The following is a 24,784-nucleotide window of genomic DNA, read 5'->3' on the forward strand; positions in this document are numbered from 1 at the left end:
CCCGATGGGCGGGCCGCCGCGCCCGCCAATGGGCGGGCCGCCGCGCGCGCCAATGGGAATAGCCGGCGGTCACCCGCCCGGCTTGCCCGGTGGTGGATTTCGGGGTCCGGGACCAGCGAACATCAGAGCAGGCGGTCCCATTGGGAACGGCAACATCGCCGTCCGTGGTCCCATGGGCAATGGGAACGTCGTCGGCTCCGGCAACATTGCGATCAACCGCGGCGGTAACACATATGTCGGCGCGTATTATGGCGGCGGTCGTGGTTACGGCGGCGGCTATGGCGGTTACGGAGGTTACGGGTCTGGCTACTACAATCGCGCCTGGGGCGCCTATGTGGCGGGTGCAGCGACCGGCGCCGCGGCGGCGTCGGGCTACTCGAGTTCGAATTCGAGCTCTGACTATGACAATGGCTACGGCTATGGCTACGATCAGCGCGCGTACAGCTCGAACCGCAATCAGCGGGCATATTATTCGCGCGGTGGCCAGCGCTCGTATTATTCGAGCAGTGATTGTCAGTGACACCACGACATACGACCCCCGGTTCGCGCAGAACCGGGGCGGGCTTCCGACTGCCGGCACATGAGGAAAGGCATCCCTGCGTTTCCGTCCGGCCTTACCGCCGCGAACGGCGAACGGATCAGCACTGGGGCGCGGGTGATCGAGCCCGACGCTCGCGGCAGCTTCGGAGTTTGTCCGCTCGATTGAGACTAATGAGTGAACTCAAGATCGCTGCTGTCCTGGCTTTCACGGTGCGAGCGAGAGCCCGACGTTGGCGTATTCGCGACGGTCCCCTGTACGAAGCCGCCCTGTACGCCGGCCGCGCAACACTAACACCATGCTTACATAGATCTGCACCAGGTCGGGCCGAGCGATGCTCGGCCGACCTGAATCATATCCGAGATGAGAATAATCAGAGCGGGTCGTAAGCCATCGCTCAGGCGCAATGACCCGGCCGAGCCCGATCGCCCATTTCTTACACTCCGATCTTGTAGTAGGATCCGGGTGTTCGCCGATCAACGTCGATCATTCCACCCTTGGGTGTTGATATTGGTACGGCAAGCTCAGGCGTTCTGATCGTGGACGATGCTGAATTTCGAGCCTCCGTTGGCCGCTTATTGCGAACGGTAGGTATGCATAGCGAGCAATTTGCCTCTATCACGGAATTTCTCGCCGCTGCCCCAAATCCAAACGGACCAACGTGCCTGCTGGTCGACATGAGAATGCCGAGACCAAGCGGACTCGATCTGCAGCGCGAGCTTGCCAATGTAGGGAAGCATCTCCCGATCGTCTTCATTACTGCGCATGCGGACATTCCGATGACCGTGCTCGCCACGAAAAGAGATGCCATTGAATTCCTGACCCAGCCGTTCCGCGACCAAGATCTGATCGACGCCGTTGAAGCCGGCCTGGCTCGCGATCGAGATCGTCGAAACAGCGCAGCGGCACTGGCTGCCGTCAAGGAGCGATACGAAACGCTCAGCTCCCGCGAGCGCGAGATCATGGTCCGGCAGGGTACGGGAATGTCGCCGATCCTACTCGCGGCCTATGGTGCGTTCGGGTCGCACTCTCGGCTTGAGGTTGGCACCTCTAAGCGAACGTTTACCCCGCCGACGGAATTACCAACCGTCGACGGTTGCAAGCTGCTCGAAGCGAATCTCGGCTAGGACCAGGGTCCAAAGGTCCGCCTCTGCTATGAACGAGTTGCTCGGTTCGCATTCCAAGCGGCAATTACGAACATCGCTCGTTCCAAGCGTGGGGCACCTCAGAGCACGGCATAGACCTTCGTATCGTTCCGTACCCCATTCAGATGCCGAACAACGACCAGCGTCCAATTGAGCAGCTGGCGGTGACGGCTCTAGGCTGCGTACGCTGATAGAGCGCGCCGGACGTCTGCGGGCACCGGTCAAAAGAACGATCGAAGAATAGCTACGTCAGAACCAGGAGGAGATTGCAATGCCCAACTGCTCCGAAAGTCATGAATGCAGCAGAACCGCGCGATGCGCAGTTTGTCAGGGCAGGTTTGGCCTCATACGGCATTATTCATGGCGAACCCCGCTGTGTTCAAGAAAATGTCTGGACCGCTTCAAAGCGCGCATGGTGAGTGATCGCAACTGGGTGGGCTTTCTTCAGATCGCCTTCGCCCCGGCTCCAGATCATCCCGCAAGAATTCCGTAACTGTGGGCACATCTAAATACTCGCGATCAGCAGAAGCGTATCTGCATCTCGCCATCCTAGCCGCTGCTGGCGTTGCGGTTGATCGCAAGCATATTGAAGTGCGTACGGTGGCCAAAGCAATCAAAATCATCCGAGGGCAGAGTCCCGGAGTTGGCTAATCCACCACCTCGAACTTGAAGGTGTAGCGCTCCAAGGCGGCGTGCAGCGCTTCTCTGCCTTCTTCGGCGCGGATGCGCACCACCTGTCCCAGGCGCGGATACGGCGCGAACGCAACGCTGGTGACAATTGCGCCGACGCTGCGCGCTTCCTGCCGTACGGTGGCCTCGATCTCGCGTTGCTGGAGGGCCGGCTTGAATATCTTGCCGACACCGGTCACGGGCAGCGAGGACATGACCTTCACGTGCTTCGGGATCGCCGCCCGCTCCGGAATGTGTCCTGCCGCGAACTCCAGCAATTGCTGCTCATTGGTCGCTGCACCGGGCTTGAGCTGTACATAAGCGACCGGAATCTCGCCCGCATAGGCGTCAGGACCGCCGATCGCCGCCGCCATGGCGACCGCCGGATGCTTGCACAATGCGTCCTCAATCATCTTCGGATCGATGTTATGCCCTCCCCGGATGATCAATTCCTTGCGCCGGCCGGCCAGCCAGAAGTAGCCCGCGCTGTCCTCTCGGCCGAGATCGCCGGTGTTCAGCCAGCGCGTGCCCTCGATCTCGATCCACAAACCCACGTTCTGTTGTGGATCAAGGTAGCCTTCGAACACGTTCGGTCCTTTGATGACGATTGTTCCGATCTCGTCGATCTTCGCCATGCGGTCAAAGCGCCCGTCCTCGTTGAGGATGACCGCATGCATCTGCTGGTATGGCAAGGGTAGCCCGATCGAGCCGGCCTTCCGGATGCCTTGGGGCGGATTGAGGCAGGAGACGCATGTACCTTCCGTCAGGCCGTAGCCTTCGATGATCTTGAGCCCGGTGTTGGCCTCAAATGCCTCGATCAGCTTGGCGGGCATCGGCGCGGCGCCGCAGATCGCATATTCAAGGCTCGATACGTCGTTGCCACCGATCGGCACCTCAAGCAGCGCGGCATAGACCGTGGGCACGCCGGAGAACGTCGCTATCCGGTAATGCGCGGCGATCTCCCAGAAGCGCTTGATCATGTTTCTGCCGCGATATCCCTCGGGCGTCGCAAGCAGGACATGGTGGCCGGTCATCCAAGGCAACAAGCCGGTGACGAGCTGCGCGTTGACGTGGAAGAGCGGCAAGCCGCACAAATACGTGCGGGGCTCGTGTTGCTCACCGAACATCTGCCCGGCGGACCAGGCATCGAAAACCTCGTTGCCGTGCCGACGGACCGCTATTTTCGGCGCGCCAGTGGTCCCACCGGTGCAGAAGTAAGACGACACCGTGCGTTCCGTGGCCGTCCTGGGTGCGACCAGGTGATCGGCGGGTTGGGCCTGCATTGCGGCCGTAAAGTCCACGATCTCGAACTCTGCCCCTGGGACGGTCGGAAGCGCTGCGGCGAGCCAAGTCGCGGTAGCGGCTCCGGCGTAGGTCTGGGAATTCACCAAGGCGACCACGCGAAGCTCGGAAAGTCCCAAAAGGTGCGGCGCAAGCCTGCTCCAATGCTCGGCACCGGGCGACGGTGCGACGGTCACCAGCACCCGCACTTTGGCCGCGCGAAGAATGTCTGCAATCAGATCCGGCTCGAGCAGCGGGTTGACCGCAAGCACCACACCGACGGCCTCGCCTCCCCAGATCGTGAAATGTGCTTCTGGCAGGTTCGGAAGCACATAGGCAACGGGATGATCGGCATCGACACCGAAGCCGTGGAACGCGTTTGCCGCGCGGGTGATGTCGGCGAGAAGGTCCTTATAGGTCCATGTCGCTGCACGCTGATAAGCATCTGCGGAATGAAAGAAGGTCAGCGCGCTCCGATCGGGCCACCGCTGCGCGCTGGTTGCGAAGACCTCGTAAGTCGTTTCGGGTAGCTGCCGCATCGCAAGCGGCGTGGCCTCAATCCTGAGGATGTCGGCCATGTCGCGTACACCGGGCGAGGTCCCGCCCGTTGCGGTCGTGAGCGCCAGATTCAGTGCTTCCAATTCCCCGATCGTCGGCTTGTCCAAGGCTCTTCGCTCCCGTTTGTCATGACGGCTTCAGCAACTACGAGGATCGCTCCGAAAGGGGCGACGAGTGCGACCGCCATTTGGGCCGATGGTACGTCCGTGTTGACATTCACAGCGGCAGAATATTAAACTATACCGTATATTTCGTTACGTCAACGGGCCTGCCGATCCCTGTGTCGGGCGAATGCGAGCTATCCAAGGTTCAAGCAACCAGACTGCCGATGCGACCAGTCAAGCCGAGCCCCGGGATTGAGCAAACCGTCTATGCGCTCGATGTCGATCTCAAGTTCCGCACCGCATTGTCCGCCGCCCTGGCGGCGGCTGGTCGCCGATTAGTCGCCTTCGGCGACGGGCCGACGCTCATTGCGACCGCGCGGCGGCGGATGCCACTCTGCATTCTCATTAACGTCGAGCAGACAGATCAAACAGCGCTCGGCGTGCTCGCAGCGTTTCAGCGCGAGGCCTATCCGGCTCCCATCTTTGCGATTTCCGGTCGAGCGGACATACCAACCGCCGTTACCGCGCTCAGGCTTGGGGCACTGGAATTCTTCGACAAGTTGCGTCAGTTCCCCGAATTACTCGCACGCATCGACGACGTCGCACGCACGATCGAAACGAGAGATAGCCGACTGCTGACGCAAGCTGCGGAAGGGGTTCAATTTCGCGGTCGCGAGCAGCTGTCCAGCCGCGAAATAGAAGTTCTTGGACTGTTGGCGGCCGGGCGATCGAGCAAGCAGGTCGCAAAACGGCTCGGCATCAGTCACCGCACCGTCCACGATCATCGATACCGCATCATGCGCAAGCTCGAGGTGAGAAATATCACCGACCTGGTACGACTCGTTCACGGATCACCGACTGTATCTAGCCCGGACCCATGACCCCGGAAAGGCGTCATCCCGCCGTCACCAGGAACCGATCGACCTCAGACTTCAGCCGATTGCTGTCAGAAGCGAGCGCTCGCGCTGCCGAGAGAACTTGCGACGAAGCCGCGCCGACACTGCTCGCCCCCTGCTCTACTTCAGCAATTCTGGAGGATCGTCCATCGAACCAGTGGCTTGGGTTGCCGTTGTCAACGTCACCGTCTTCATCAGGGTCGCAGGGCTTCTACATCGGCGAAGAGCAGCTTTGCCGCATTGCGCGGATGAGCGCCATTAACGTCACTCAGGCGAGGCGGTGGTCGAGTACGCCGTTGTCGCGATTGACACAATTATACTACACCGTATAGTTTGACTTAGCATGCTTCTTGACGGCGTAGGTCGATGCTCGAGGACGTACGCGCACGGACACGTGATTGGGAGATCAAGCATGAGCAGGAAGAGGCCTAAGCGGGGTAGGCCCCGCGGCGATCACGCTCCTGGCGTTCCATCCCGCATCCTCGATGCGGCCCACCAGCTATTTCTTCAGAGCGGCTACAGAAGTTCGAGCATCGACGACATCTCGGAGCTCGCACCCGCGAGTAAGCCGACAATCTATGCCCACTTTCCCGGTAAGGAGGCTCTCTTCGCTGCGGTGGTTTCCCGCGCCGTTGATCGTCTGACCGATTTCGAGAATTTCACGCCTCAGGGCGATACCATCGAGGAGAAGCTCGTGAGCCTCGGCAGCGCAATCGTCGACCAAGTCATCGCTGAGTCTCTAGGCGTGATGCGCGCCACCATTGGCGAGGCCCAGCGCCTCCCCGAGTCGAGCCGCAGCTTCCATCACGCGGCGCGGGATCGATCAGTCAAAGCCGTGTCCCGGCTTCTGAACAAGGACGCGCTGGAGCGGCCGCACCGCCCGAAGCGGCATCAAGGCACGGCCAAGATATTTCTGGACCTCATCCTGCTGCCGCTGCTGTTTCGAGCTCTGCTCGGGGAGAAACCCGGCGACCTGAAAAACGAGTTGCCCGCCTTCATGCGCGAACGCGGCGGCTTCATCCTCGCGGTGGGCGAGACGGCCTAGTTACTCAAGCATGACCTGGACTGGCCAGCGCGGACGCACAGAAGCTCATCATCTCCTCATAGCTCGGCCGAACGGCTGCCGCCTTGATGCGCGATGGGCTTAGGTATGTGTTCATCGCCTCCAGCAGGCAGCAGGTCAGCGTCAGGGGGCTGCCGGGTCGAAGCTCACCGGCGGCCTGGCCAGCAGCTATGAGCGGGCGCACGATCCCGCGAATCCGATCCATGTAGGACAGCGTGACCGGCCATTTCTCAGTTGCAGCAACGGCCACAAGCTCATGCAGCCTACCGTCGTTTGCCGCACGATCCGCATGCATTTGGCGATGAGGCTCAGCACGAGCGGCAGACGCTGCAAGGCCTCGTCGGGTTCGCCCGCTGCGGCAGCTGCTGCAATGACAACCTGATCGAGAAGCTTCTCGACGATTGCATCCTCGATGGCCTGCCTCGAGGGAAAGAAGCGATAGACATTCGCCGAAGACATCGACGTCTCGCGAGCTATATCCGCGACAGTGGCCTTCTCGTGACCGATCTCGCGGTAAAGCTCAATCGCAGCGTCAACAATACGATTTCGGCCGGTCTCCCGCGCAGGTCGCCTGATTTCGTTCGCCACCAGCTACTCCTATTCCTCGATCACGCGTCATGACGAAAGCCTCGGCGCCTCCATCGCCGCTTCGGATCCACATTGTTGCTCGAAGCCTACCCTCACGTCAGAGCCGACGAAATTCCTGAGCGCGTAGATGAAGAGTAGTGCGGCACTAGCAAAGCGGTCCATGAATGAAACGGCGGAGTTGCGAGTGGCGCAGCAGCTTGCTCGATCGTGACTGAAAACGGAATAAGGTAAGGCCAGAACGAAACCGAGATCGTGTCAAAGCCCGCCGCGAAGATCAGGAAAGTCATGTAGAGAGGAAGCTGGCTTGGTTCATGACGTGCTGTCACAGCCAACAGAAAGACTGTCACGATCCCGACCCCCGGAAGCGCGAGGAGAAAGGGCTGCTCCAGCCAACGGACCAACACCGCCAGATCGGCACTTGTATAGAAGAACAGGAATGCGAAGAAGCCGAGCAACCCGCCTGCAAGACGAGGAACGAAGCTGCGGCCCTGCTCGCGCGCGGCACCTTCATAGGTCTTGAGCAGCCAGCAGGCGCCGAGGAGCACATATGCGAAGCAAAGGCCAAGGCCACAAAGCACGGGGAACACGCTCAGCCATTCGACTCCCCGGCCCGTGTATCGGCCGGCCGTCTCCGGAAGCCCATCCACCAAAGTACCGATCATTGCGCCTTTCGTGAACGCCGCAAGTACGGACCCGCAACAGATCCCAACATCCACCACACCCTATGACGAAGCGCAATCGCGACACCGCGCACGAGGAGCCCAACAACCATCAGAAGCACGGGTACAGAGAACGCGTGGATCAGGATGGAGTAAGCGACCGGAAATGCTCCCCAAAGTACGACACCTCCGCTGATAAGCCACGCTTCGTGTCCTCGCGAGGCTTCGCCAGCCGCGCTCAACATGATGCGTTGCGATCTTTCGTCGGGACTGAGCCCGAATAGAAGTCCAACGCCAAGGTCGATGCCGCCAAGCAGACCATACAGCAACGACACTCATCGCAAGGGCTGAAATCCATAGTGTGGTCACGATGGCCTCCTTCACCGGGAGCCGGCGGCGGCATCGAAAGGATGGCCAACCGCGCTCCGACAGGGGGCGGAGCCTGCTGATATTCCCTGCCTTGGTCGGACGGGTCCATTCGACCCCGAGTACAGATGGCTAAGCAGTGGCTCACCCCGGGGTGCCCCGGAACTCTCGATGTCCTGGATACTCGCTTCTCGCGTTGTTCTCCAGTGCTGTGAATATGCTCGAAAAAAGGAGCCGGCAGCAACGCGCTGCCGGCTCGAGCGACCCGCCGGTATTTGCAGAACTGCGCAAACCGGAGCGTCTCGGGAGAGAAGGCGCTTTGCGGGTCATGCGTCGATTGCCGCGCCGATCGGCGGAATGGCGCCTGCTGGTTCGACAGGACGACACTAGCAGCGCCGCAGCCGCGCCTCTTGTACGGAGTTGCCCCAACCTCAGCTCCGCATTCTTCAAGCCGCGTCGCGTCCGATCGCCCAACCAAAGGGCTGCGCCGGAGAACGAAATAGCGCAAGCCTGTACGCGAAGCTCTTTCGGTCTCTCGATACACGACGCCTCAGACACACGAGGCGGAGATACTATGATCAGGCTAACGACCTTCGTTGCTTCAGTTGCGGTTTACCTCGCGGCCACCCCCGGCCACGCCTCGCAGTGCCCATCTTCCGGCTCGAGTGCATTCTCCCGCTCCGGCTGGGCAGCGACGCACAAGCGGCTCCCCGGACCGACGGATCATGAGTCCGCGTGCCGCGCTCTTGCTGCTGCCCTGGCGGAATCTGTGCTGGCCCGTCACTCGGCCGCGGCCTGCACTGCGGAATCCGGCCCGCATCCTGATCTCGAGGCGCTCGATAAGGAAATCAACGCCTTCAACGACCTGTTCGCGGCTGAATGTCGGGGGTGACCTCAGCGGTTGGTCGGGAGCCCTACTTATGAGGCCATGCGGCGATAATCGCGCGGCGACATTCCGACGCTTCGGCGGAACCGCCTCGAACAGTGGCTTTGATCGACGAAACCTGCGGCTGCCGCGATCTCCGCCAATGGCATTTCGGTCGCAGACAACAAGCTCATCGCGAGGTCTACCCGCCGTTGCATGAGATATTCATGCGGAGTGATGCCAACTGACTTTTTGAAGGCTCTGACAAAATAGCAGACGGAAAGGCTGGCGATCTCCGCCAGTCCCTTGACACTGATGCTTTGATCGATGTGCGCATCGACATATTCGCGAATCCTTCGAACGGTTCGCGGCGGCAATCCGCCTCGCGCAGGGGTTCTATGCGCACTCGGTCTGTTCCCTTTGCCGGGGCTATCATTGGGAAGAGGCGCCAAGATCGACGCAAGCCGTACAGCGAGATCACCCTGGCGACGAGGCGACCCTTCGCTGCTCCGTTCATCGAACATCGGCGTCTCGGTCCCGTTGATCGCTTTCCGGCGGAAAGCCAGCTCAGCAACGAGACCTATCAATCTTCTGGCTCGTTACGCTCACGCCTGAATCGTATCGCCAGGGCCGGCTCAAACAACTAAGCCAAGGCAGCAGCTCCTCGCTCGTTGGATTACCAAGCCGCACCGATGTTCGAGGAGACACGAGTGTTATTCGTGTTATTCGGAAGGTCGACCGGATTGCACAGCCGAGCTGATGCATTTTTCCAGGTGGTCGTCATCCACCGGCTTGCTCAGATAGCAGTGAATGCCATCCTTCAACGCTCGGTCCCGAACGAATTCATCCGGATATGCAGTGACCAGAATCGTAGGAATCTTGAACCCGACATTCTTGAGGTGCCTGTGGAGCTCTGGACCCGTCATCCCCGGCATATTGACGTCAGCCACGAGGCACGCGGTTCTGCCGACCGCGGGCGACGCCAGATAAGTCGCGGCCGAAGGGAACGCTTCAACCGTATAGCCGAGCAGTGTGATCAGCTTCTGCATGGAATCGCGAAAAGGCTGATTATCCTCGACGATCGCTATGAGCTTCTGGTTCCTGTTCGGCATGGTGCTTCCAGGCAGTTGGCCCGCCGGCACACTCCGCGCCTGCATGCAGTTCAGTCTCTAACTGCCGGAAGAACAAAGCAATCCCGCTGCTTCTAAACTATGGCTTATGCCGATCAGCCGCTGAGGCCAGGCGTACCCTTGTTTAGACCGTCGGATCTCGGGTAAGATCAGGTTCAGGATGCCAAGCTCGTGCCGCTCCCAACGCAGGGTGCAGAGATGCTGGATGAGAAGCCCAGTGTCTTGATCATTGATGACGATGCCGAGTTTCGTGACTCGGTTGGCCGGCTGCTGCGGACGGTCGGTCTGAACATTCGGCAGTTCTCAGGCGTCTCCGACTTCATGAGTTGCGGCGACATCCCGGATGGCCCGACCTGTCTCCTCGTCGATGTCAGAATGCCTGGACGAAGCGGGCTCGATCTCCAGCGCGAGCTGACCGCGGCGCATCGAGAACTTCCCATCATTTTCATCACCGCGCACGGCGACATCCCGATGACCGTGCGCGCCATGAAAGGCGGCGCGATCGAATTCCTGACAAAGCCGTTCCGCGATCAGGATCTCCTAGACGCGATCGAGACAGGGCTCGCGCGGGACCGGTCTCGCCGCGAAAGCGACAAGGCGCTGGACGTACTCAGGCAGCGTTTCGCGACATTGAGCCCTCGCGAGCGTGAGATCATGATCCAGGCGACGGCCGGCCGTCTCAACAAACAGATCGCCAACGATGTCGGCATTGCGGAGTCGACCGTAAAGGTGCATCGGACCAATCTGATGCGGAAGATGAAGGCGCGCTCGCTTCCCGAGCTCAGCCGGATGGCCGACGCACTCGGCCTTGCACCCGAACGACCCTCGGGCTCCTAGACATCATTACCTCGAAATATCCAGGTCGAGATTCTGGCTGCTCCGTCGCTGTCTCGCACACGAACGCGCTCCTCGCCAAATCGATGGTGGAATTCCTCTCCTCTTTTCTAAGCTTAGGCTTAGCTCGCCAGTCCACTAGCCAACATCAAAAGACCTAGGCGCAATGGATCGTCTCCGGCGCAGCATGGATATTGCACAAGACGAACCTCAGAGGCGAGCAGTCACATGGCGGCAGCGACCTGGTTTGAACTTGGTGCCTCTCTGATCCTGGCCGGCGTGAACGCGATTGTTGCAATAGCGTTGATCGGCTTCAGTTTGTCGCTGCTCACCGCTGTTATCCTGGTGACACAGTATACATCATTCAAAGCGGCACTGACGCACCTTGGTGGGAAGCAAGAAGGACTGAACAGGCATGGCTTCTAAACTGAAATACATTTCCCTGGCCCTGCTTGGCGTCGTTTGTTGTAGCGCCAACGCACTTGCACAGGACAACCGCGGCACCCCAGAGCAGCAGGCCGCATGCGCACCGGACGCTTTTCGGCTCTGCAGCAGCTACATCCCTGATCCGGCGGATGTCGCAAGCTGCCTGAGGCAGCGGCGTTCAGAGCTGAGCAGCTCGTGCAGATCCGTGTTCGACCAAGCCGAGCAACCGGCGCGCACGGGGCCATCGAGGCGATCCAGCAGAGAGAGCTTCTAGCACGTTGCGGGAGGAGCCTGCGGCATGTTCAGCCATCGTTCGTCCGTATCGCCTGCAAGATAGTTGAGTTGAGTGGAGTGCCAAGCGAAGCCCTATCAAATTTCACGCCGAGAACTCGCCAGGAGCCGCATATGAGAGTCGCAGTCTGCACACGCTGTCCCTATTCGCCTCAAGACCTCGCGGACCATTACGACGCAAAGTCGGAACTTCTTCTTTGCTTACGGTGCAACGGCAATCGGGCGTCGTCGCCGCTCTCGACCCTTCTGAATGTCAAGGAAGGGTCGCAAGGCGCCCTGCCCAGGAACTCCTCGAACGCCCAGATTCAACAACCCCCTGCGCTCTCGGTCGCTGACGCCTTCGCCTGATCGGCCATTGTTCGGGCCGGACCCAGGTTCACTCGAAGCGACGTCTCGAAGGGTTCAGGAGGAGCGGCAGGTACGACTGCCGCCATTTGTTCGTCCTGCGGCACCTAAAGTGAGTCGTGCCGAATGACAACTGGTCGATGGTTCAACAGCAGATGGCTATGTCATGATCGGTCCGCGCAGTCTCCTTTGGATGTTCCCGCTCGCATGGGCTACGGCCGTCAGCGCTCAAGAAGCAGGACAGGATCCGGCTCATCGCCATCATCCACCCGAAGACCGCGCGCTTCACGAGAAGTTCTGGCGCATGCCGGATAATCCGACGCTCAGCTGCTGCAACGATGCGGACTGCTCTCCGACGGAAGTGCAGTATTCGGATGGCAAGCTCTATGCGCGGCGGAGGGAAGACGGAAAGTACCTTCCGGTACCGCCTGAGAAGGTTGAGCGAAACCGGGACAATCCGGAGGGGCGAAACCACCTCTGCGCACCGCCCCCAGCCATCTCCCCTTCTGGGATCGTCTATTGCTTCGGGCTGGGAGGCGCAACATGAGGTTCGTCCTGGTGAATGGTAGAACCCCGATCAATGCCACGTTTTGCCTTCAATGCTGCGACAAGATTGGCGGCAACTACCTGCGAGACACGGCAACCCGACTGCCCTATTGCGGGTACGCATGCTACCTGCGGCATCGCGACGAGGAGTCGCGAGACAGTTTGACCGGCGGACTGAGCTTCGTTTGGCGCGCAGGGCGCAACGAGAATTTTTGTGGTCATGAGTTGGAGACCCGACCGTGAAGTTCATGTTGGTCAACGATGAACCATTATCGCGCGATTCCTCCTGCACGGGCTGCGCTCGACGACTTCGGTCGGGCCACGTGCGGCACGTACATTCGCACGCGCGCTTTTGTGACGAGGAATGCCTTCGAAGGCACCAGGTCGCCACTGCGTTCGCACGGTGGCCGGTGTTCGACTTCAAGGTTGAGTCTGCGCCGAATGGCATTGCCGCATCCCAACGACGCGCGGTTGAATCGGTTGCCGTATTGAACGCCGTCGAGTACTGGCGCCATGCGACGCAGATGTGGACGCTATCGCTGTCCATGATCGGGACGTTTCTGTCGGCCAACGAGTTGATGACCTCCAAAGGAGGTGACAGCTAGGAAGCCGACTGAAACCGTGCGGCGGCCGCGGTCATGGCGGCCGAATAGCGCCTTCCAGCCCCAAGGAGCTAAAAGGACGCGGAAGCCGCGGCCGCCACACTTGATTAACTACACATCACGCTCCCTGACGCGGGGTCGGAGAACACCTATCGATAGCGCGCCTGATTCCAGCGATGTCCGATCAGGGCGAGGATGATGATAACGCCATCGAAGAACTGAACGTAGAACCCGGAAAGTCCCGCCCCCACCACCCCGCTTTGGATGAACGAAACGATCAAGGCGCCGATCGCTCCTCCTGCCACGGTACCGACTCCCCCCCAGGTGGGAGTGCCACCAACGAATACCGAAGCCAGTGCCGGCAGGAAGTAGCCTTCGCCCGCAGTCGGCCACCACGTGAAGTTGATGAGCGTCGAAAATATTCCCGCAAGCGCCGCCCCCAGTCCGACGAGAGCGAAGGTCTTGACCCTGACCCAATCGACGTCGATCCCCATTTGGCGCGCGCTCTCGGGATTGTCGCCGACGATCTTCACATGGGCACCGAAGCGATGCCTGTTGAAAAGCAGTGCGGCGAAGACCACGAAGCAGAGCGCCCAGAGGGCCTGGCTTGGCACGCCGAACACCACACTCGAAAATATTCTTCGCAGCGAAGTTTCGCTCAGAGACGTCAAGGCGATCGGCATGCCCTCGTTGGCGATCTGGATGACCCCGCGAAGCACGAAGTTCATGCCGAGCGTGGCGACCAGTGACGACAGGTTGAAATAGACGACAATCGATCCGACTACGAGGCCCGCAAGCATGCCAGTCGCGACGCCTGCCACGACAGCCAGGTAAGGTGAGAAGCCGGCGTGGACCACAAGTGCGAAGATCCAGGCCGCGAATCCCATCGTTGCAGGAAAGGAAAGGTCGATTTCCCCCACCGTCACGACGAACACCAGTGGAACGACGAGGAAGAGCGCCACTGGCAGGGTCGTCAATACGGATCGGTATATCGTCCATTCGGTGAACACGCGCGGGTTCGCGACGATGAAGACGGCCATCATGGCCAGAAAGACCGCAAGCGTTCCGAGTGACGCCCGGTTAGCGTCGACGAAGCGCCATAGCGGAGCACCGGTAGCAGCATCGCCCTGCCTCTCGGGCTCTTTTCGCAAATGTGCAAGCTCGCTCACCGTGGTCTCTCCACGTCCTCGACCGAGGCAGCCGCCAACACCGTAGGCGGTCGCGCCACCTCCTCCATCAGCGCAATCAGCGCTTCCGCCGATGACAGTGTAGTACGCAGGCTCTGGAGCGCTATCCGCCCGCGGTCGAGCACGACGAATCTATCGGCAATCTCATAAACCTGGTGGATGTTGTGACCTATGAAGATGACCGACCGCCCGTTCGCTTTCAGCTGGCGCACGAAGCGAAATACCTTCGCGGTCTCGGCGAGTGACAGCGCCGCGGTCGGCTCGTCTAGGATGATCAACTCGGCCTTGTTGTAGATGGCACGGGCGATCGCAACGCCTTGCCGCTCTCCCCCGGAGAGTTGTCCGACGATCGACCGCGGTGAAAGCAGGCGCGAGGTGAAGCCGATCTCCCGCATCAAGCGCTCGGCCTCCCGCAGTTCCTCTCCGAGCTTCAACCAGCCGAAGCGGCCCGCGATTTCACGGCCCATGAAGATATTGCGGACAACCGATTGCTGTAAGGCCAGTGCGCGATCCTGGAACACGGTCTCGATACCGGCATCACGTGAATGTGCCGCGCTCCAGCCTGTCACCGGCTGTCCGCGAAGGAGAACTTCGCCTGACGACGGCTGCAAAACGCCAGAGAGAATCTTGATCAGCGTCGACTTTCCGGCACCATTATCGCCGACGAGACCCACGACTTCGCCCCTGTCGACGTGAAGATTCACGCCGCTCAGAGCGCGAATGCGTCCGAACGACTTACTGATGTCCCGCAACTCGACAAGCCGTTCCGCCATGGCTTTTCCGTCCCAGGAACCATTCCGCACGCGCAACGCGAAGCGGAACTTGACTATCGCACACCTCCGGCGGCGAGCTTCGCGATCTCTCCATAATTGTCGGGTGTCACAAATCCCGCGCCGGTGTCCACGCTGATCGGTGTAAACCGATAGACAGCTTGCTGACAGAGACTGAGGATAGGCAGATAGCCTTGCATGAACGGCTGCTGGTCGGCAGCGAGCTGGATCCAGCCGCCTTTGAATCCTTCGACGACCTGCGGACTCGTGTCCACCCCAAAGTTGAAAATTTCGCCGGGCTTCTTGCCCGCTGCCTGCATGAAGGCCGGCACGTTTCCGAGCATCTGGCCACCACCATAGCCGACCGCCTTGACTTCCGGGTACTTGGCCAGGGCAGCCGTGATTACGGGCAGGGCAAGATTTGGATCCGCCGCCCATCCCGGCTGCGAGTTGATCTTGATGACTTGGACGCCCGCCTCCTCCATCGCCGCGACAGTACCCCGCTCGCGCGCACCGCGATTCTCGTTCTCGAAGGGCCCTTGCATGAAGGCAACGTCGCCAGCCTTCAGACCGGCACGCTTCACCACTTCTGCTCCGAGTGCGCGGCCAAGCTGCGCCACCTGAGCGCCGATGTAGCCTCCGCCAAACCTGGCGATGACCTTGGGCACAGGCACATTCTGGTACATCATCTTGATGCCCGCGCCCGCGGCCTCCTCGGCCAGCGGCATGAGCGCCGCATCACCAGGGTGGCCCATCATGGCAATGCCGTCGGGCTTGACCGCAATCGCTTCACGCAACTGCTGGGTCATCTTCTCCACGTCCCAGCCGGAGAAAATATAATCGACACTTGGCCCCAGGTCTCGCTCGGCCTGCTTGGCGCCGTTGTAAACGATGGTGCCGAAGGAATCGCCTTCCGCCCCGCCGACAAAGAAGCGGAGATGCACGCCCTTGCACCATTTGTCGCGTGTTTCGGCCTGCGCAGAGACCGTCGCCCCTACCAGCACGCTTGTACCGACTACGATCAAGAGGGCGGACAATCCGCCAGCACGATAGCTTGAACGAATTTTCATACTATTCATCTCCCCTCGGTCAAACCTGCGAATCTGCTGTACGTGCGGCCAAAACTTCAACGTGAACTTCGCCCACCCCTCGAGCTGCCGAGCTTTCAGAGGCTGGGGGCAAGGTGAACTTGAACGCGGCGCCCCGAAAGCACGCCTCCGCCCATAGCCGGCCGCCATGAGCATCGACAATCGAGCGGCAGATCGACAGGCCGATACCTATTCCGCTGATCTTGGTCGTATAAAAGGGCTCGAAAACCCGCTCCATCTCGTCTGGTTGGATGCCTGGTCCCCAATCCCGCACGCAGACGAGCGTGCCGCCCGCCTCGCCTGGTTCGGTGCTGACGACGAGCTCACGGACTCCCTCTGTGACCGACGCCATCGCCTCCACGGCGTTCAGAATCAAGTTCAGCGTGACCTGCTGGAGCTGAACGCGATCGCCGCAGACGATCGCCTTTTCCTCCATGAGGGAAGTTCGGGCCAGAACCGAGTTTCGCTCAATAGTGTTCCGGACCATCGCGATCACCTCGCTTACGGCCTCATTGAAATCAAACGTCTCCTTGCGTGGATGTGACTTCCTGATGTGATCGCGGATACGGCCGACGATGTCCCGGGCGTGATCGGCATCTCTTACGACGCAGGCCAGCGCCTCCCTGACCTCGCCGATGTTCCTCGGGTCGGCATCCAGAAGGCGCATGCCGGCCCGGGCGTTGTTGCGAGCCGTCGCGATAGGATGCAGAATTTCGTGAGCCAATGAGGCCGTCAATTCCCCCATGATGCCGAGCCGCTGCATGTGAGCCAGGTCCGATTCCAGTTGTTGCAACTTTTCGACTTGCTCCTGGGCCCGCCTACGTTCGGTCACGTCGACGTGGGTCGCGACGACCTCAATGATGTCACCTTGCGCCGAGAATAACGGATAAGAGTTTGTTTCGATGAACTTGATCGCGCCGTCGCGCCCGACGATTCTGAACTCGAGCGCCCGCTCCCGCTTTTGCCGCAAGTCTTTTCGGATCTGCTCGCGTACCCGATCGCGGTCCTCCGGGTGCACACGTTCCAGAACCCTTCTGCCGTCCGGCAGCCCACACCGCACGTCGAGCTCCCAGATCCGGTAACATTCTTCGGACCAGTAGAGGCTGCCGTGCGCGTTGAACACTGATGTGCCCGTATGGCTCAGCCGCTGTGCTTCGGCAAGGTACGCCGCGCTGCGTTTGAGCGCCTCTTCCGTCCGCTTCCGTTCGGTGATGTCGCGCACAACGCACATGAAGCGGCGTCCACCCTGCTCGAATTGGCCGACGCGAACCTCCACGGGGAAAGTGCTGCCGTCCTTGCGTCGATGAACCGTTTCGAAGGTAACGGGTGCACCCCTTGCGAGGTTTTTCTTGAGCTCGGAGATCGCCGCATCGTCGAGGCCGGCATCGAAGTCTCGTCGATGCTTGCCAATCAGCTCTGCCCTGCCGTAGCCCAGGGCGTCGCAGGCCTGCTGATTGACATCGAGAACAATCGACCGGTCGTCGAGCAGGAAGAACGCATCCGTTGCCTGATCGACGAAGGTACGGAAGCGCGCCTCGCTGACGCGAAGGTCCCGCTCCGTCTGTCTCAGCTCGGTGATGTCGTGCAGCACGCCGAACTGCCGCAGCGGCTTACCCGAACGGTCCCAGGTGACGTCACCCTGGCTACGGACCATACGTACCGTACCGTCAGCGCGCACGACCCGGTACTCCACATCGTATTGCGGCCCGCCAGGGTTTAGCGCCGCGATGGCAGCCTCAGCCGCCTTCGCCCGGTCGTCCGGATGGATCAAATCCAGCCATCGCCGATGCCAATCCGGCAAGTCGACCGGCCGCATCCCAAAAATCCGCGAAACTTCGTCCGATAGCGACACATGCTTGCTGGTAAAGTCGCGCTCCCACCAGCCAAAATGCGCCATCCGCTCTGCCTTCTCCCACCTTGTCCGGTTTTCGCGCAGCGCGCTGGCCGCTCGCTTCAACTTCGCCGTGAGTGCAGTCACCACCAGTGAAGTCGTCAGGAACGCTACGATCCGCTCAACATCGTCCTGCACGTAATTGCCGAATTGAAACAATGGCGGCGCAAAGAAGTAGTCGAGGCAGGCCACGGCGGCAATCGAGAGAAAGCACGAGACGGTGAAGCTGCCCAGCAACGACACCAAAGATATCAAGATGACGAAGGCAAAGCCGGTCCTCACCACGCCGACGCTCAGCTGAAAGCAGACGAAGGTGACGATAGCCAGCCCTGTGAAGCCCAGCACCAACTGGGCGGCGGCCTGCAACAAGCGTCTCTCGTCCGCTTCTGGGCTAACTCGAAGAAGGTTCTGGATGAGGTTCACCACAGCGCCTCCGCAATGCCAACAGTTCGAGTAAGGCGCCCGTTCTCCGCCCCATTCAATGATGTGCAATTGCGCCCCTTAGGTGCCTGGGGGGCTCGATCAAGACTGCTGGCCGCATATTCCTTCATCGATTCTCCAAGCCGGGCGGCAGGGTGAAACGGAATGTTGCGCCTGATGGTTGATCGGCCTCCGCCCATAAACGGCCTCCATGGGCTGCAATGATCGATTGGCAGATCGACAAGCCCATTCCCATTCCACTCGCCTTCGTGGTGTGGAAGGGCCTGAAGATCAGATCGATTTGCTCTGGCTTGATGCCCGGCCCGGAATCTTGCACAGCGACACGCACGTCCTTGGTGTCGGCTGACTCGCTGCTGATTAGCAGCTCGCGCCGTCCCTCCTCGACCGCCCCCATCGCCTCTATGGCGTTCACGATCAGGTTGAGGACGACCTGCTGTAGCTGCACGCGATCGCCGCGAACGAAAGCCAAGTGCTTGTCGAGGCTTGTGCGGACTGAGACCCTGTTTCTGTCGATGGCATGGCGGACCATGACGATGACGTCGTCGATAGCCTGGTTCAGGTCGAACAATTCGTTCGTCGGGGGCGATTTCTTGACCTGTTCTCGTATGCGCCCAACAATGTCCTTTGCGCGATCGGCATCTCTCACCACGCATGCAAGCGCTTCATTCACCTCGATCAGGTCCGGTGGCGACATTTCGAGGAATCGCATGCCGGCGCGCGCATTGTTGCGGGCCGTGGCGATCGGATGAAGTATTTCGTGAGCCAGTGAAGCCGTCAATTCTCCCATTACGCTCAGGCGATTGAGATGGGCGAGATCCGCTTCCAGCTCCCGTAGACGCTCTCGTTCCGCTTCCGCGCGCTTTCGTTCCGTCACGTCAATCACGGTGCCGACGACCTCGAGGAACTCCCCGGCAGCGGAATATGAAGGATGGCCAATCACTCGAAGGTGTCTCGTATTCCCATCTGGAAGGACGATTCTGTACTCGATCGAGTAGTCCCGCCTGAGGCGCAAAGCCTCCTGAAGGCCGTCCTTGACCCTCTTGCGATCATCCGGGTGGACCCGCCGCCACCACACCTTGCGGCTCGGAATACCCTTGGCCGGGTCAAATTCCCATATCTTGAACAGCCCTTCCGACCAGTACAATGACTGTTCGGCATTGAAGGCATACGCGCCAGTCGCGCTCAGCTTCTGCGCTTCGCCGAGATACGCCTCACTGCGCCGAAGCGCCGCTTCTGCTTGCTTTCGTTCGGTGATGTGCCTGCCCACACCGCGGTAGCCGATGAAGCGTCCCGCCTCGTCAAATATCGGCAACCCGGATACCGACACGTAACGCTTGCTACCGTCAGGCGCGGGTCTTGCGAGCTCGAAATCACGGAACGGCAAGTGAGCGTCGAGCATCTCCCGGTGCTGACGCCAGGCGTCCGGGCCCGGTTCGAGATATGGCACCTCCCAACGCGTCTTGCCAATTTCCGAGCCCTGCGCCGGCGCATCTGACAGGCCGTCTGCAAACTCTTGCCTGACAAACCGATGCTGCGCATCGCTTTCCCAGTACACGTCAAAGGAGAATTGAACGAGGGTCCGGAATCGCTCTTCGCTTGCGCGGAGCTCACGCTCCTTCCTCTTGCGCTCGGTCAGATCGAGGACAAAAGCCACGCCTTCTGTTCTTGTCTCATCGAAGCAGGCTCCGCCTATCAAGACTGGGAGTCGGGTCCCGTCCTTGCGCAAATATTCCTTCTCGAATGGCCGCGAGACGCCGGATTGGCGCAGCTCCGCCAACGTTTGCAGATCCCTCTCCTGCCACTCCGGCGGCGTCAACCGCGCTCGCGGCATGCGACCGGCCGCGAAATCGGCGCGGTCATATCCGAGCATATCGAGGAAGGCATCATTGACCTCCACCAGCCAACCCTGATCGTCCCGCGCACCGGCTGATGGAATTCGCCAGGTAAAGATGCCGATAATATTGGCATCGACCAGGCGTCTGATTTTCGCCTCTCGTTGCTCGAGGTTTCGATACAGAAGTGCATTTTCCAGCGTGATCGCGGCCTGCGACGCCAGCAGTCTGAGAACGGCAGTATGCCGCGGCGAAAATGCCCTCGGAGCCAGATTGTTCTCCAGATACAGGACGCCTGTGACGACCGCCCTGTTCAGCAGCGGCACGCACAATACGGATCGCGACCCTTGCTCTCTGATGTAAGAGTCTGATGAAAGCGATATTTCAGTTGCGGCATCATCCAGAACGATGACCTCCGAACTTCGCAGAACACGATGAAGAACCGCCAACGGCAATTTCGACGCACTTGCCGCTTCGTCACACATTTCGACGACTATCGAGTCACCCAAAATGCTGGCTGATGCCTTGATCTTTGGTCCATCCTGCTCCGAAAGGATGAGCAGACCGCGCACCGCGCCGCCCTGTTCCAGAGACGTTCGCAACAGCGTTTCGACCAACCTTTCCAGGTTGATTTCGCCCGAGACGGCCCGCGACACTTTCAAAATCGTCGCGACGTCGAGCTGTTCTACCGGTGCGCCGATCGTGTCGGTCGACCTCATCTTCCGGTCGTCCTCGATGAGCTGAGGATCCAATGCTTCGAGCGCCTGGGCCTTGCCAGCGGCACCCCACCGCAGGTAGCAGGAGTGGGCCTTGCGCAAATACATTTGTGCAATGTCGCCCAAGCCGCGTTCCGCGAAGAAGCGAGCGGCCAATTCGCTCGCCAAAGCTTCATCATGAACGAGGCCATTGGAACGAGCCGCATGTATGGCGCTTTCAAAGTGGCGCTCGGCATCGAGCGCGGAGCCATCGAGACGCGCGATCTCGGCGCTCACCAAGGCAGCACGCGCTGCAAAATTCTCCGGGCAATGATCGGCCCACACCTGAAACTGTCGCTCATGACGCGCCAGGGCCTCTCGACGCTGTGTGCTGCCGACGGCTGCCTCCGTCGAGTACACACGCGCCAACGCCAATGCCGCGTAGAGGTGGTAGTCTGCTCGCTCGAGAATCGCCGGTGTCAACCACAGCAGCCGCTCCGCCCTGCCCGCCGCAGAGATCGCCCCCTCAAAGTCACCGGCGAAGAAGCGCGCTTGCGACTTGCGGATCCAGTACATGCAGGCGGCAATCCCGCGACCAGGCGCTGCTTCCAACTCCTGCTCGAACAGTTGCTCGTCAAACTCTTCCTCATTGAAGTAGCCAAGTGCCAACGTGAGGCCACGGAGCGAGCGGACGAACCGAAGCTGGATGTCAATGAGTGCTTCGACCAGACCGAAGCCGGCCCTACGAGCGAAATCGCGTCCGGCCTCGCCCTCCCGTTGCACGTCCGCGAGATTCGCTCCGCCGGCGATGAGTTGAGTGAGAAGATTGTTGTGGCTGAACGCAGCGTAGGTGAGATCGCCAGTTTGCTGCGCAACCTTGAAGACCTCTCGGGCGATGGGCCCGCCTGTCGGAAAGTGACGCGGTGACGGCTTGGCGAGATTGCTGAACGCCAGGTAGACACGCGCCCGCAATCGCTCATTCCCCGGCCTCGCCGCGAGATCTAGCCCCAGCTGACCGAATCGATATCCTCGCTCATAGTCGCCGAATGAGAGGCTGAGGACGTTGCCGACGGCCGTATAGACATAGCTCGCGCCATCGCTGTTGCCGTGCTTGAGGCTGAGGTTTCCCATTCGGCCGATGACGAGACCGCGCAGCTTCTCGTCGGTGAACAGAGCCGGTGTCACGAGGGAGGTGAGGACGTCAACCGCAGCACGAATAACCGGATCAGCCATTGGCGGCAGCTCCAGCAAGGCTTCGATCGGCCGATGTCCAAGCTCCCGCCAAAGCTGGGCATATTCCTCCGCAAGATCCTCCGTGTTTGGGCGCGCCGGGAGAGCAATGCCGAAGCGTCGCAGGCAGTCCAAACCGATTTCAACGGCACGATCGCTTCGTCCGAGGGTCATGAACAGATCGACCCGCAGCCGCGTCACACGTGCCGAATCTGCAGGAGTGACCGCAAGGTTGGTGAGCTTGAAGAGGCGTGCCTCCGCCTCGGCGAGTGCGCCGGTGAGAAATTCGCACTCGGCGCGATGGAGCTCGATCGCAAAGGCGAGATCATCATGCTCTTCCTGGGCCCCATCCGGAAGCAATGCCGAGCCGGCAGCGAAATAGTTCAGGGCCGAGGAGTAGGCGGCGGAGCCCTGGGCGCGCCTGCCGGCAAGCAGATTAAGCTCGGCGAGACGTTTACGCTCTCCCCTTGCACTGATGAGTGCACTTCCGCGATTGAGTTGTCCGACGATCTCGAAGACAGTCTCCTCGACCGTAGCCAAGCTTTGCGCAGCGAGCCGCCGGCCGATGCCAAGGTGAATTGCCGCGCGCTCGTTTTCTGGGATGAGCGCGTAGGCAGCCTCCCGCACCCGGTCATGCAGAAAACGATAGGCGCCTTGTTGCCGCGATATGAGACGCGCCCGCACCGCCGGCCAGAGGCTCGCGTGCAGGGATTCTTCCGTGTCCTCCTGTACCAGCCCCAGCGCCACGGCGGTCGCGCCGTTGCCGAGACAAGCCAGACGCTGCAGGACGGCGCGGGTTGCCTCGGGGAGGAGGCGCAGCTTACCGAGGATGAAATCCACCACGTTGTCGGTGTAGTCCCTGGCGCGGATCTGCTTCAGATCCCAGGACCAGGACATCGAGGCCCTGTCGAAAGCGAGCAGCCCTTCGTCAGCGAGCGCGGTCACGAACTGGATCGTGAAAAAGGGATTGCCGGCAGTCTTTTCATGGACCAGCCGGGCCAGCGAGCGCGTGCGCCGCGAGCGTAGTGACTCGGCCAGCATCAGGTTCACGTCCTCCAGGCCGAGCGGCTTCAAAGCGATTTTCCGCAACCGCGCTTCGGAGTCCTGGATCGCCCGAAGCCGGCGCATGAGAGGGTGCGCAGGCGTAACTTCGTCGTCGCGATATGCTCCGATCAGGAGGAGGTTATTCAGGTCCGGCTCGACAAGAAGATGATCGATCACGTCAAGCGTGGCCGCATCGAGCCATTGCAGATCGTCGAAGAACAGCGCCAACGGATGCTCCGCCTGCGCAAACACCGCAATCAGCCGGCTCAACACGGATTTGAACCGGAGGGACGCGTCGTGCGGCGGCAGCTCCGGCGCTGGCTGCTGTGGCCCGATCAGAAGCGCGAGTTCGGGAACAAGCGCGGTCATGAGCGCGCCGTTCTGGCCAAGTGCCGCAGCCAGCCTCTCGCGCCAGGATGCCAGCTCAGCTTCGCTTTGCCCCAACAAGGGCCTGATCAGGCCTTCGAGCGCCTGCGCCACGCTGGCATAGGGGATGTCGTGCTTGAGTTGCTCGAACTTGCCGAACGCATAAAGCCCGCGGTGCGGCACCAGGGCGCGGTGCAGCTCAGAAACAACCGCAGACTTGCCGACGCCGCCCTGCCCCGCGACGAGAACCAACTCCGGCCCCCCGCCCGCGACGACGCGCTCGAACGCCGCAAGCAAGCTCTCGACTTCGCGCTCACGTCCGTAGAGCCGTTCCGGAATCAGCAGCCGATCGGGCGCATCCCGTTCGCCGAGGGAAAAGGCGTCGATACCGCTCCGCTCGCTCCACTGGCTCAGGCAGCGCCTCAGATCATGCTCGAGGCCCGCAGCGGTCTGGTAACGGTCCTCGGCCGTCTTTGCGAGGAGCTTCATCACGATATCCGAAATCGGAGCCGGAATACTTGTTCTCTTCGCGGCCGGGGCAACCGGCTCGCGCGCGATGTGACAATGAATCCACTCCATCGGCTCGGTCGCACTGAACGGAAGCGCGCCCGTCAACATGCGGTAGAACGTCATGCCGAGCGCATAAAGGTCGGCCCGAGAATCGATCGACCTGTTCATTCGCCCAGTCTGCTCGGGCGCCATGTAGGCAAGTGTGCCGGCGATGACTTCCGGCGGCTCTGGCGTGCGCCGCTCCCGGACCAGCTTCGATGCGAGTCCGAAACCTGACAACCGCACCTGTTGAATTCCGCAGTTCACGAAGATGTTTGCGGGCTTGATGTCCTTGTGCACGAGCCCGCGTGAATGTGCGCTGGACAGGGCCGCTGCAGCATCGATCGCAATGTCAAGGAATGTGCGCACCTCCATTGGTTCGCCAATGAGACGCTCGAGCGGCTCACCGCCGGGGTCTTCGAGGAGGAGCAGGATTCGACCGTCCTTCCGGACAAGATCGAGCGGCCGCACGGCCCACGCCGTATCGAGCTCATCCTTAAGGGCATACTCGTGCGCGAGGCGGTTGACGACAGCGGGCTGAGGCTCCTTCGCCGCCGGCAGGACCATCAAAACGGAGCCGACGCCGCCCTCTTCGAGAAGACGCCGACCACGATAAAGGGCTTGATCCGAATCCTCGCACAGGACCTGGAGATCCGTTATTTCACCAGCGTCGTGCGCAAAACGGGGGTTCAAGCGCCGGGCTCCCTCGCCAACGTTGGATTATGCCGCCCCGCAAAAAGCGGTGCAATCTAAGCCAAAGTACTGAGGCGCGACCAGTCGGCTCC

The 24,784-nt window shown here is 60.8% G+C and carries 19 protein-coding genes and 1 pseudogene; 8 read left to right on the forward strand and 12 right to left on the reverse strand.

Annotated elements, in window-relative coordinates:
- Positions 1–172 precede the first annotated feature (172 nt).
- The gene (locus ACNJYB_RS30940; RefSeq protein WP_439370329.1) at positions 173–520 is read left to right on the forward strand and encodes a hypothetical protein; all 348 of its coding nucleotides are present in this window, start codon (positions 173–175) and stop codon (positions 518–520) included.
- A 515-nt stretch (positions 521–1,035) separates the two neighbouring features.
- Complete coding sequence (locus tag ACNJYB_RS30945) at positions 1,036–1,665, forward strand: response regulator transcription factor (protein ID WP_439370330.1); 630 nt, start codon at positions 1,036–1,038, stop codon at positions 1,663–1,665.
- Between the two features lie 665 nt (positions 1,666–2,330).
- Here ACNJYB_RS30945 and ACNJYB_RS30950 read toward each other — a convergent pair.
- Entirely contained in the window at positions 2,331–4,298 is a 1,968-nt protein-coding gene (locus ACNJYB_RS30950; RefSeq protein ID WP_439370331.1) for an acyl-CoA synthetase, read from the reverse strand.
- Between the two features lie 221 nt (positions 4,299–4,519).
- Between ACNJYB_RS30950 and ACNJYB_RS30955 the strand changes: the two genes are divergently transcribed.
- Positions 4,520–5,176, forward strand: a complete 657-nt coding sequence (locus ACNJYB_RS30955) for a response regulator transcription factor (RefSeq protein WP_439370332.1) — start codon at positions 4,520–4,522, stop codon at positions 5,174–5,176.
- Positions 5,177–5,603: 427 nt separating this feature from the next.
- Positions 5,604–6,236 carry a TetR/AcrR family transcriptional regulator gene (locus tag ACNJYB_RS30960; protein ID WP_439370333.1) on the forward strand — a complete coding sequence of 211 codons (633 nt, stop codon included), beginning with the start codon at positions 5,604–5,606 and terminating at the stop codon, positions 6,234–6,236.
- 4 nt (positions 6,237–6,240) lie between these two features.
- On the opposite strand, the gene ACNJYB_RS30965 is transcribed toward ACNJYB_RS30960, so the two are convergent.
- The 6 genes from ACNJYB_RS30965 to ACNJYB_RS30990 all read right to left on the reverse strand — a co-directional run bounded on the left by ACNJYB_RS30965 (position 6,241) and on the right by ACNJYB_RS30990 (position 9,844).
- Complete coding sequence (locus ACNJYB_RS30965; protein ID WP_439370334.1) at positions 6,241–6,504, reverse strand: hypothetical protein; 264 nt, start codon at positions 6,502–6,504, stop codon at positions 6,241–6,243.
- Positions 6,423–6,842, reverse strand: coding sequence for a TetR/AcrR family transcriptional regulator (locus ACNJYB_RS30970; RefSeq protein ID WP_439370335.1), 420 nt, complete (start codon positions 6,840–6,842; stop codon positions 6,423–6,425). The genes ACNJYB_RS30965 and ACNJYB_RS30970 overlap by 82 nt, the downstream gene beginning before the upstream one ends.
- Positions 6,843–6,934: 92 nt before the next feature.
- Complete coding sequence (locus tag ACNJYB_RS30975) at positions 6,935–7,504, reverse strand: cytochrome d ubiquinol oxidase subunit II (RefSeq protein ID WP_439370336.1); 570 nt, start codon at positions 7,502–7,504, stop codon at positions 6,935–6,937.
- Positions 7,501–7,836, reverse strand: a complete 336-nt coding sequence (locus tag ACNJYB_RS30980) for a cytochrome d ubiquinol oxidase subunit II (protein WP_439370337.1) — start codon at positions 7,834–7,836, stop codon at positions 7,501–7,503. Before ACNJYB_RS30980 ends, ACNJYB_RS30975 begins: the two co-directional genes overlap by 4 nt.
- A 949-nt stretch (positions 7,837–8,785) precedes the next feature.
- On the reverse strand, positions 8,786–9,109 hold the full coding sequence (locus ACNJYB_RS30985) for a helix-turn-helix domain-containing protein (RefSeq protein ID WP_439370338.1): 324 nt from the start codon (positions 9,107–9,109) through the stop codon (positions 8,786–8,788).
- Between the two features lie 345 nt (positions 9,110–9,454).
- On the reverse strand, positions 9,455–9,844 hold the full coding sequence (locus tag ACNJYB_RS30990; RefSeq protein ID WP_439370339.1) for a response regulator transcription factor: 390 nt from the start codon (positions 9,842–9,844) through the stop codon (positions 9,455–9,457).
- 216 nt (positions 9,845–10,060) lie between these two features.
- Between ACNJYB_RS30990 and ACNJYB_RS30995 the strand changes: the two genes are divergently transcribed.
- The 3 genes from ACNJYB_RS30995 (at position 10,061) to ACNJYB_RS31005 (ending at position 12,909) form a co-directional block, all read left to right on the forward strand.
- The gene (locus tag ACNJYB_RS30995) at positions 10,061–10,699 is read left to right on the forward strand and encodes a response regulator transcription factor (protein WP_439375685.1); all 639 of its coding nucleotides are present in this window, start codon (positions 10,061–10,063) and stop codon (positions 10,697–10,699) included.
- A 225-nt stretch (positions 10,700–10,924) separates the two neighbouring features.
- On the forward strand, positions 10,925–11,122 hold the full coding sequence (locus tag ACNJYB_RS31000) for a hypothetical protein (protein ID WP_439370340.1): 198 nt from the start codon (positions 10,925–10,927) through the stop codon (positions 11,120–11,122).
- A gap of 1,421 nt (positions 11,123–12,543) precedes the next feature.
- Positions 12,544–12,909, forward strand: coding sequence for a hypothetical protein (locus ACNJYB_RS31005; RefSeq protein WP_439370341.1), 366 nt, complete (start codon positions 12,544–12,546; stop codon positions 12,907–12,909).
- Positions 12,910–13,055: 146 nt separating this feature from the next.
- Here ACNJYB_RS31005 and ACNJYB_RS31010 read toward each other — a convergent pair whose 3' ends face one another.
- Entirely contained in the window at positions 13,056–14,075 is a 1,020-nt protein-coding gene (locus ACNJYB_RS31010; protein ID WP_439370342.1) for an ABC transporter permease, read from the reverse strand.
- Between ACNJYB_RS31010 and ACNJYB_RS31015 the strand changes: the two genes are divergently transcribed.
- Entirely contained in the window at positions 14,060–14,170 is a 111-nt protein-coding gene (locus ACNJYB_RS31015) for a hypothetical protein (RefSeq protein WP_439370343.1), read from the forward strand. The genes ACNJYB_RS31010 and ACNJYB_RS31015 overlap by 16 nt on opposite strands.
- Here ACNJYB_RS31015 and ACNJYB_RS31020 read toward each other — a convergent pair.
- The 4 genes and pseudogenes from ACNJYB_RS31020 to ACNJYB_RS31035 form a co-directional block, all read right to left on the reverse strand.
- A pseudogene (locus ACNJYB_RS31020) lies at positions 14,123–14,866 on the reverse strand (ATP-binding cassette domain-containing protein); the annotation flags it as partial. The gene ACNJYB_RS31015 and the pseudogene ACNJYB_RS31020 sit on opposite strands and share 48 nt — an antisense overlap.
- A gap of 53 nt (positions 14,867–14,919) precedes the next feature.
- Complete coding sequence (locus ACNJYB_RS31025) at positions 14,920–15,933, reverse strand: substrate-binding domain-containing protein (RefSeq protein WP_439370344.1); 1,014 nt, start codon at positions 15,931–15,933, stop codon at positions 14,920–14,922.
- A 19-nt stretch (positions 15,934–15,952) separates the two neighbouring features.
- Positions 15,953–18,265 (reverse strand): PAS domain S-box protein, encoded by a 2,313-nt coding sequence (locus ACNJYB_RS31030; RefSeq protein ID WP_439370345.1) that lies wholly within the window; start codon positions 18,263–18,265, stop codon positions 15,953–15,955.
- A 124-nt stretch (positions 18,266–18,389) separates the two neighbouring features.
- Complete coding sequence (locus tag ACNJYB_RS31035; RefSeq protein ID WP_439370346.1) at positions 18,390–24,692, reverse strand: AAA family ATPase; 6,303 nt, start codon at positions 24,690–24,692, stop codon at positions 18,390–18,392.
- Positions 24,693–24,784 lie beyond the last annotated feature (92 nt).

The organism is Bradyrhizobium sp. SMVTL-02, assembly GCF_051853005.1.
GTDB lineage: Bacteria > Pseudomonadota > Alphaproteobacteria > Rhizobiales > Xanthobacteraceae > Bradyrhizobium.

Coding starts and splice junctions, on each gene's coding strand:
- ACNJYB_RS30940 (WP_439370329.1), top strand. CDS start 173: ATGGGCAATGGGAACGTCGTCGGCTCCGGCAACATTGCGATCAACCGC.
- ACNJYB_RS30955 (WP_439370332.1), top strand. CDS start 4,520: ATGCGACCAGTCAAGCCGAGCCCCGGGATTGAGCAAACCGTCTATGCG.
- ACNJYB_RS30960 (WP_439370333.1), top strand. CDS start 5,604: ATGAGCAGGAAGAGGCCTAAGCGGGGTAGGCCCCGCGGCGATCACGCT.
- ACNJYB_RS30975 (WP_439370336.1), bottom strand. CDS start 7,504: ATGATCGGTACTTTGGTGGATGGGCTTCCGGAGACGGCCGGCCGATAC.
- ACNJYB_RS30990 (WP_439370339.1), bottom strand. CDS start 9,844: ATGCCGAACAGGAACCAGAAGCTCATAGCGATCGTCGAGGATAATCAG.
- ACNJYB_RS30995 (WP_439375685.1), top strand. CDS start 10,061: ATGCTGGATGAGAAGCCCAGTGTCTTGATCATTGATGACGATGCCGAG.
- ACNJYB_RS31000 (WP_439370340.1), top strand. CDS start 10,925: ATGGCGGCAGCGACCTGGTTTGAACTTGGTGCCTCTCTGATCCTGGCC.
- ACNJYB_RS31025 (WP_439370344.1), bottom strand. CDS start 15,933: ATGAAAATTCGTTCAAGCTATCGTGCTGGCGGATTGTCCGCCCTCTTG.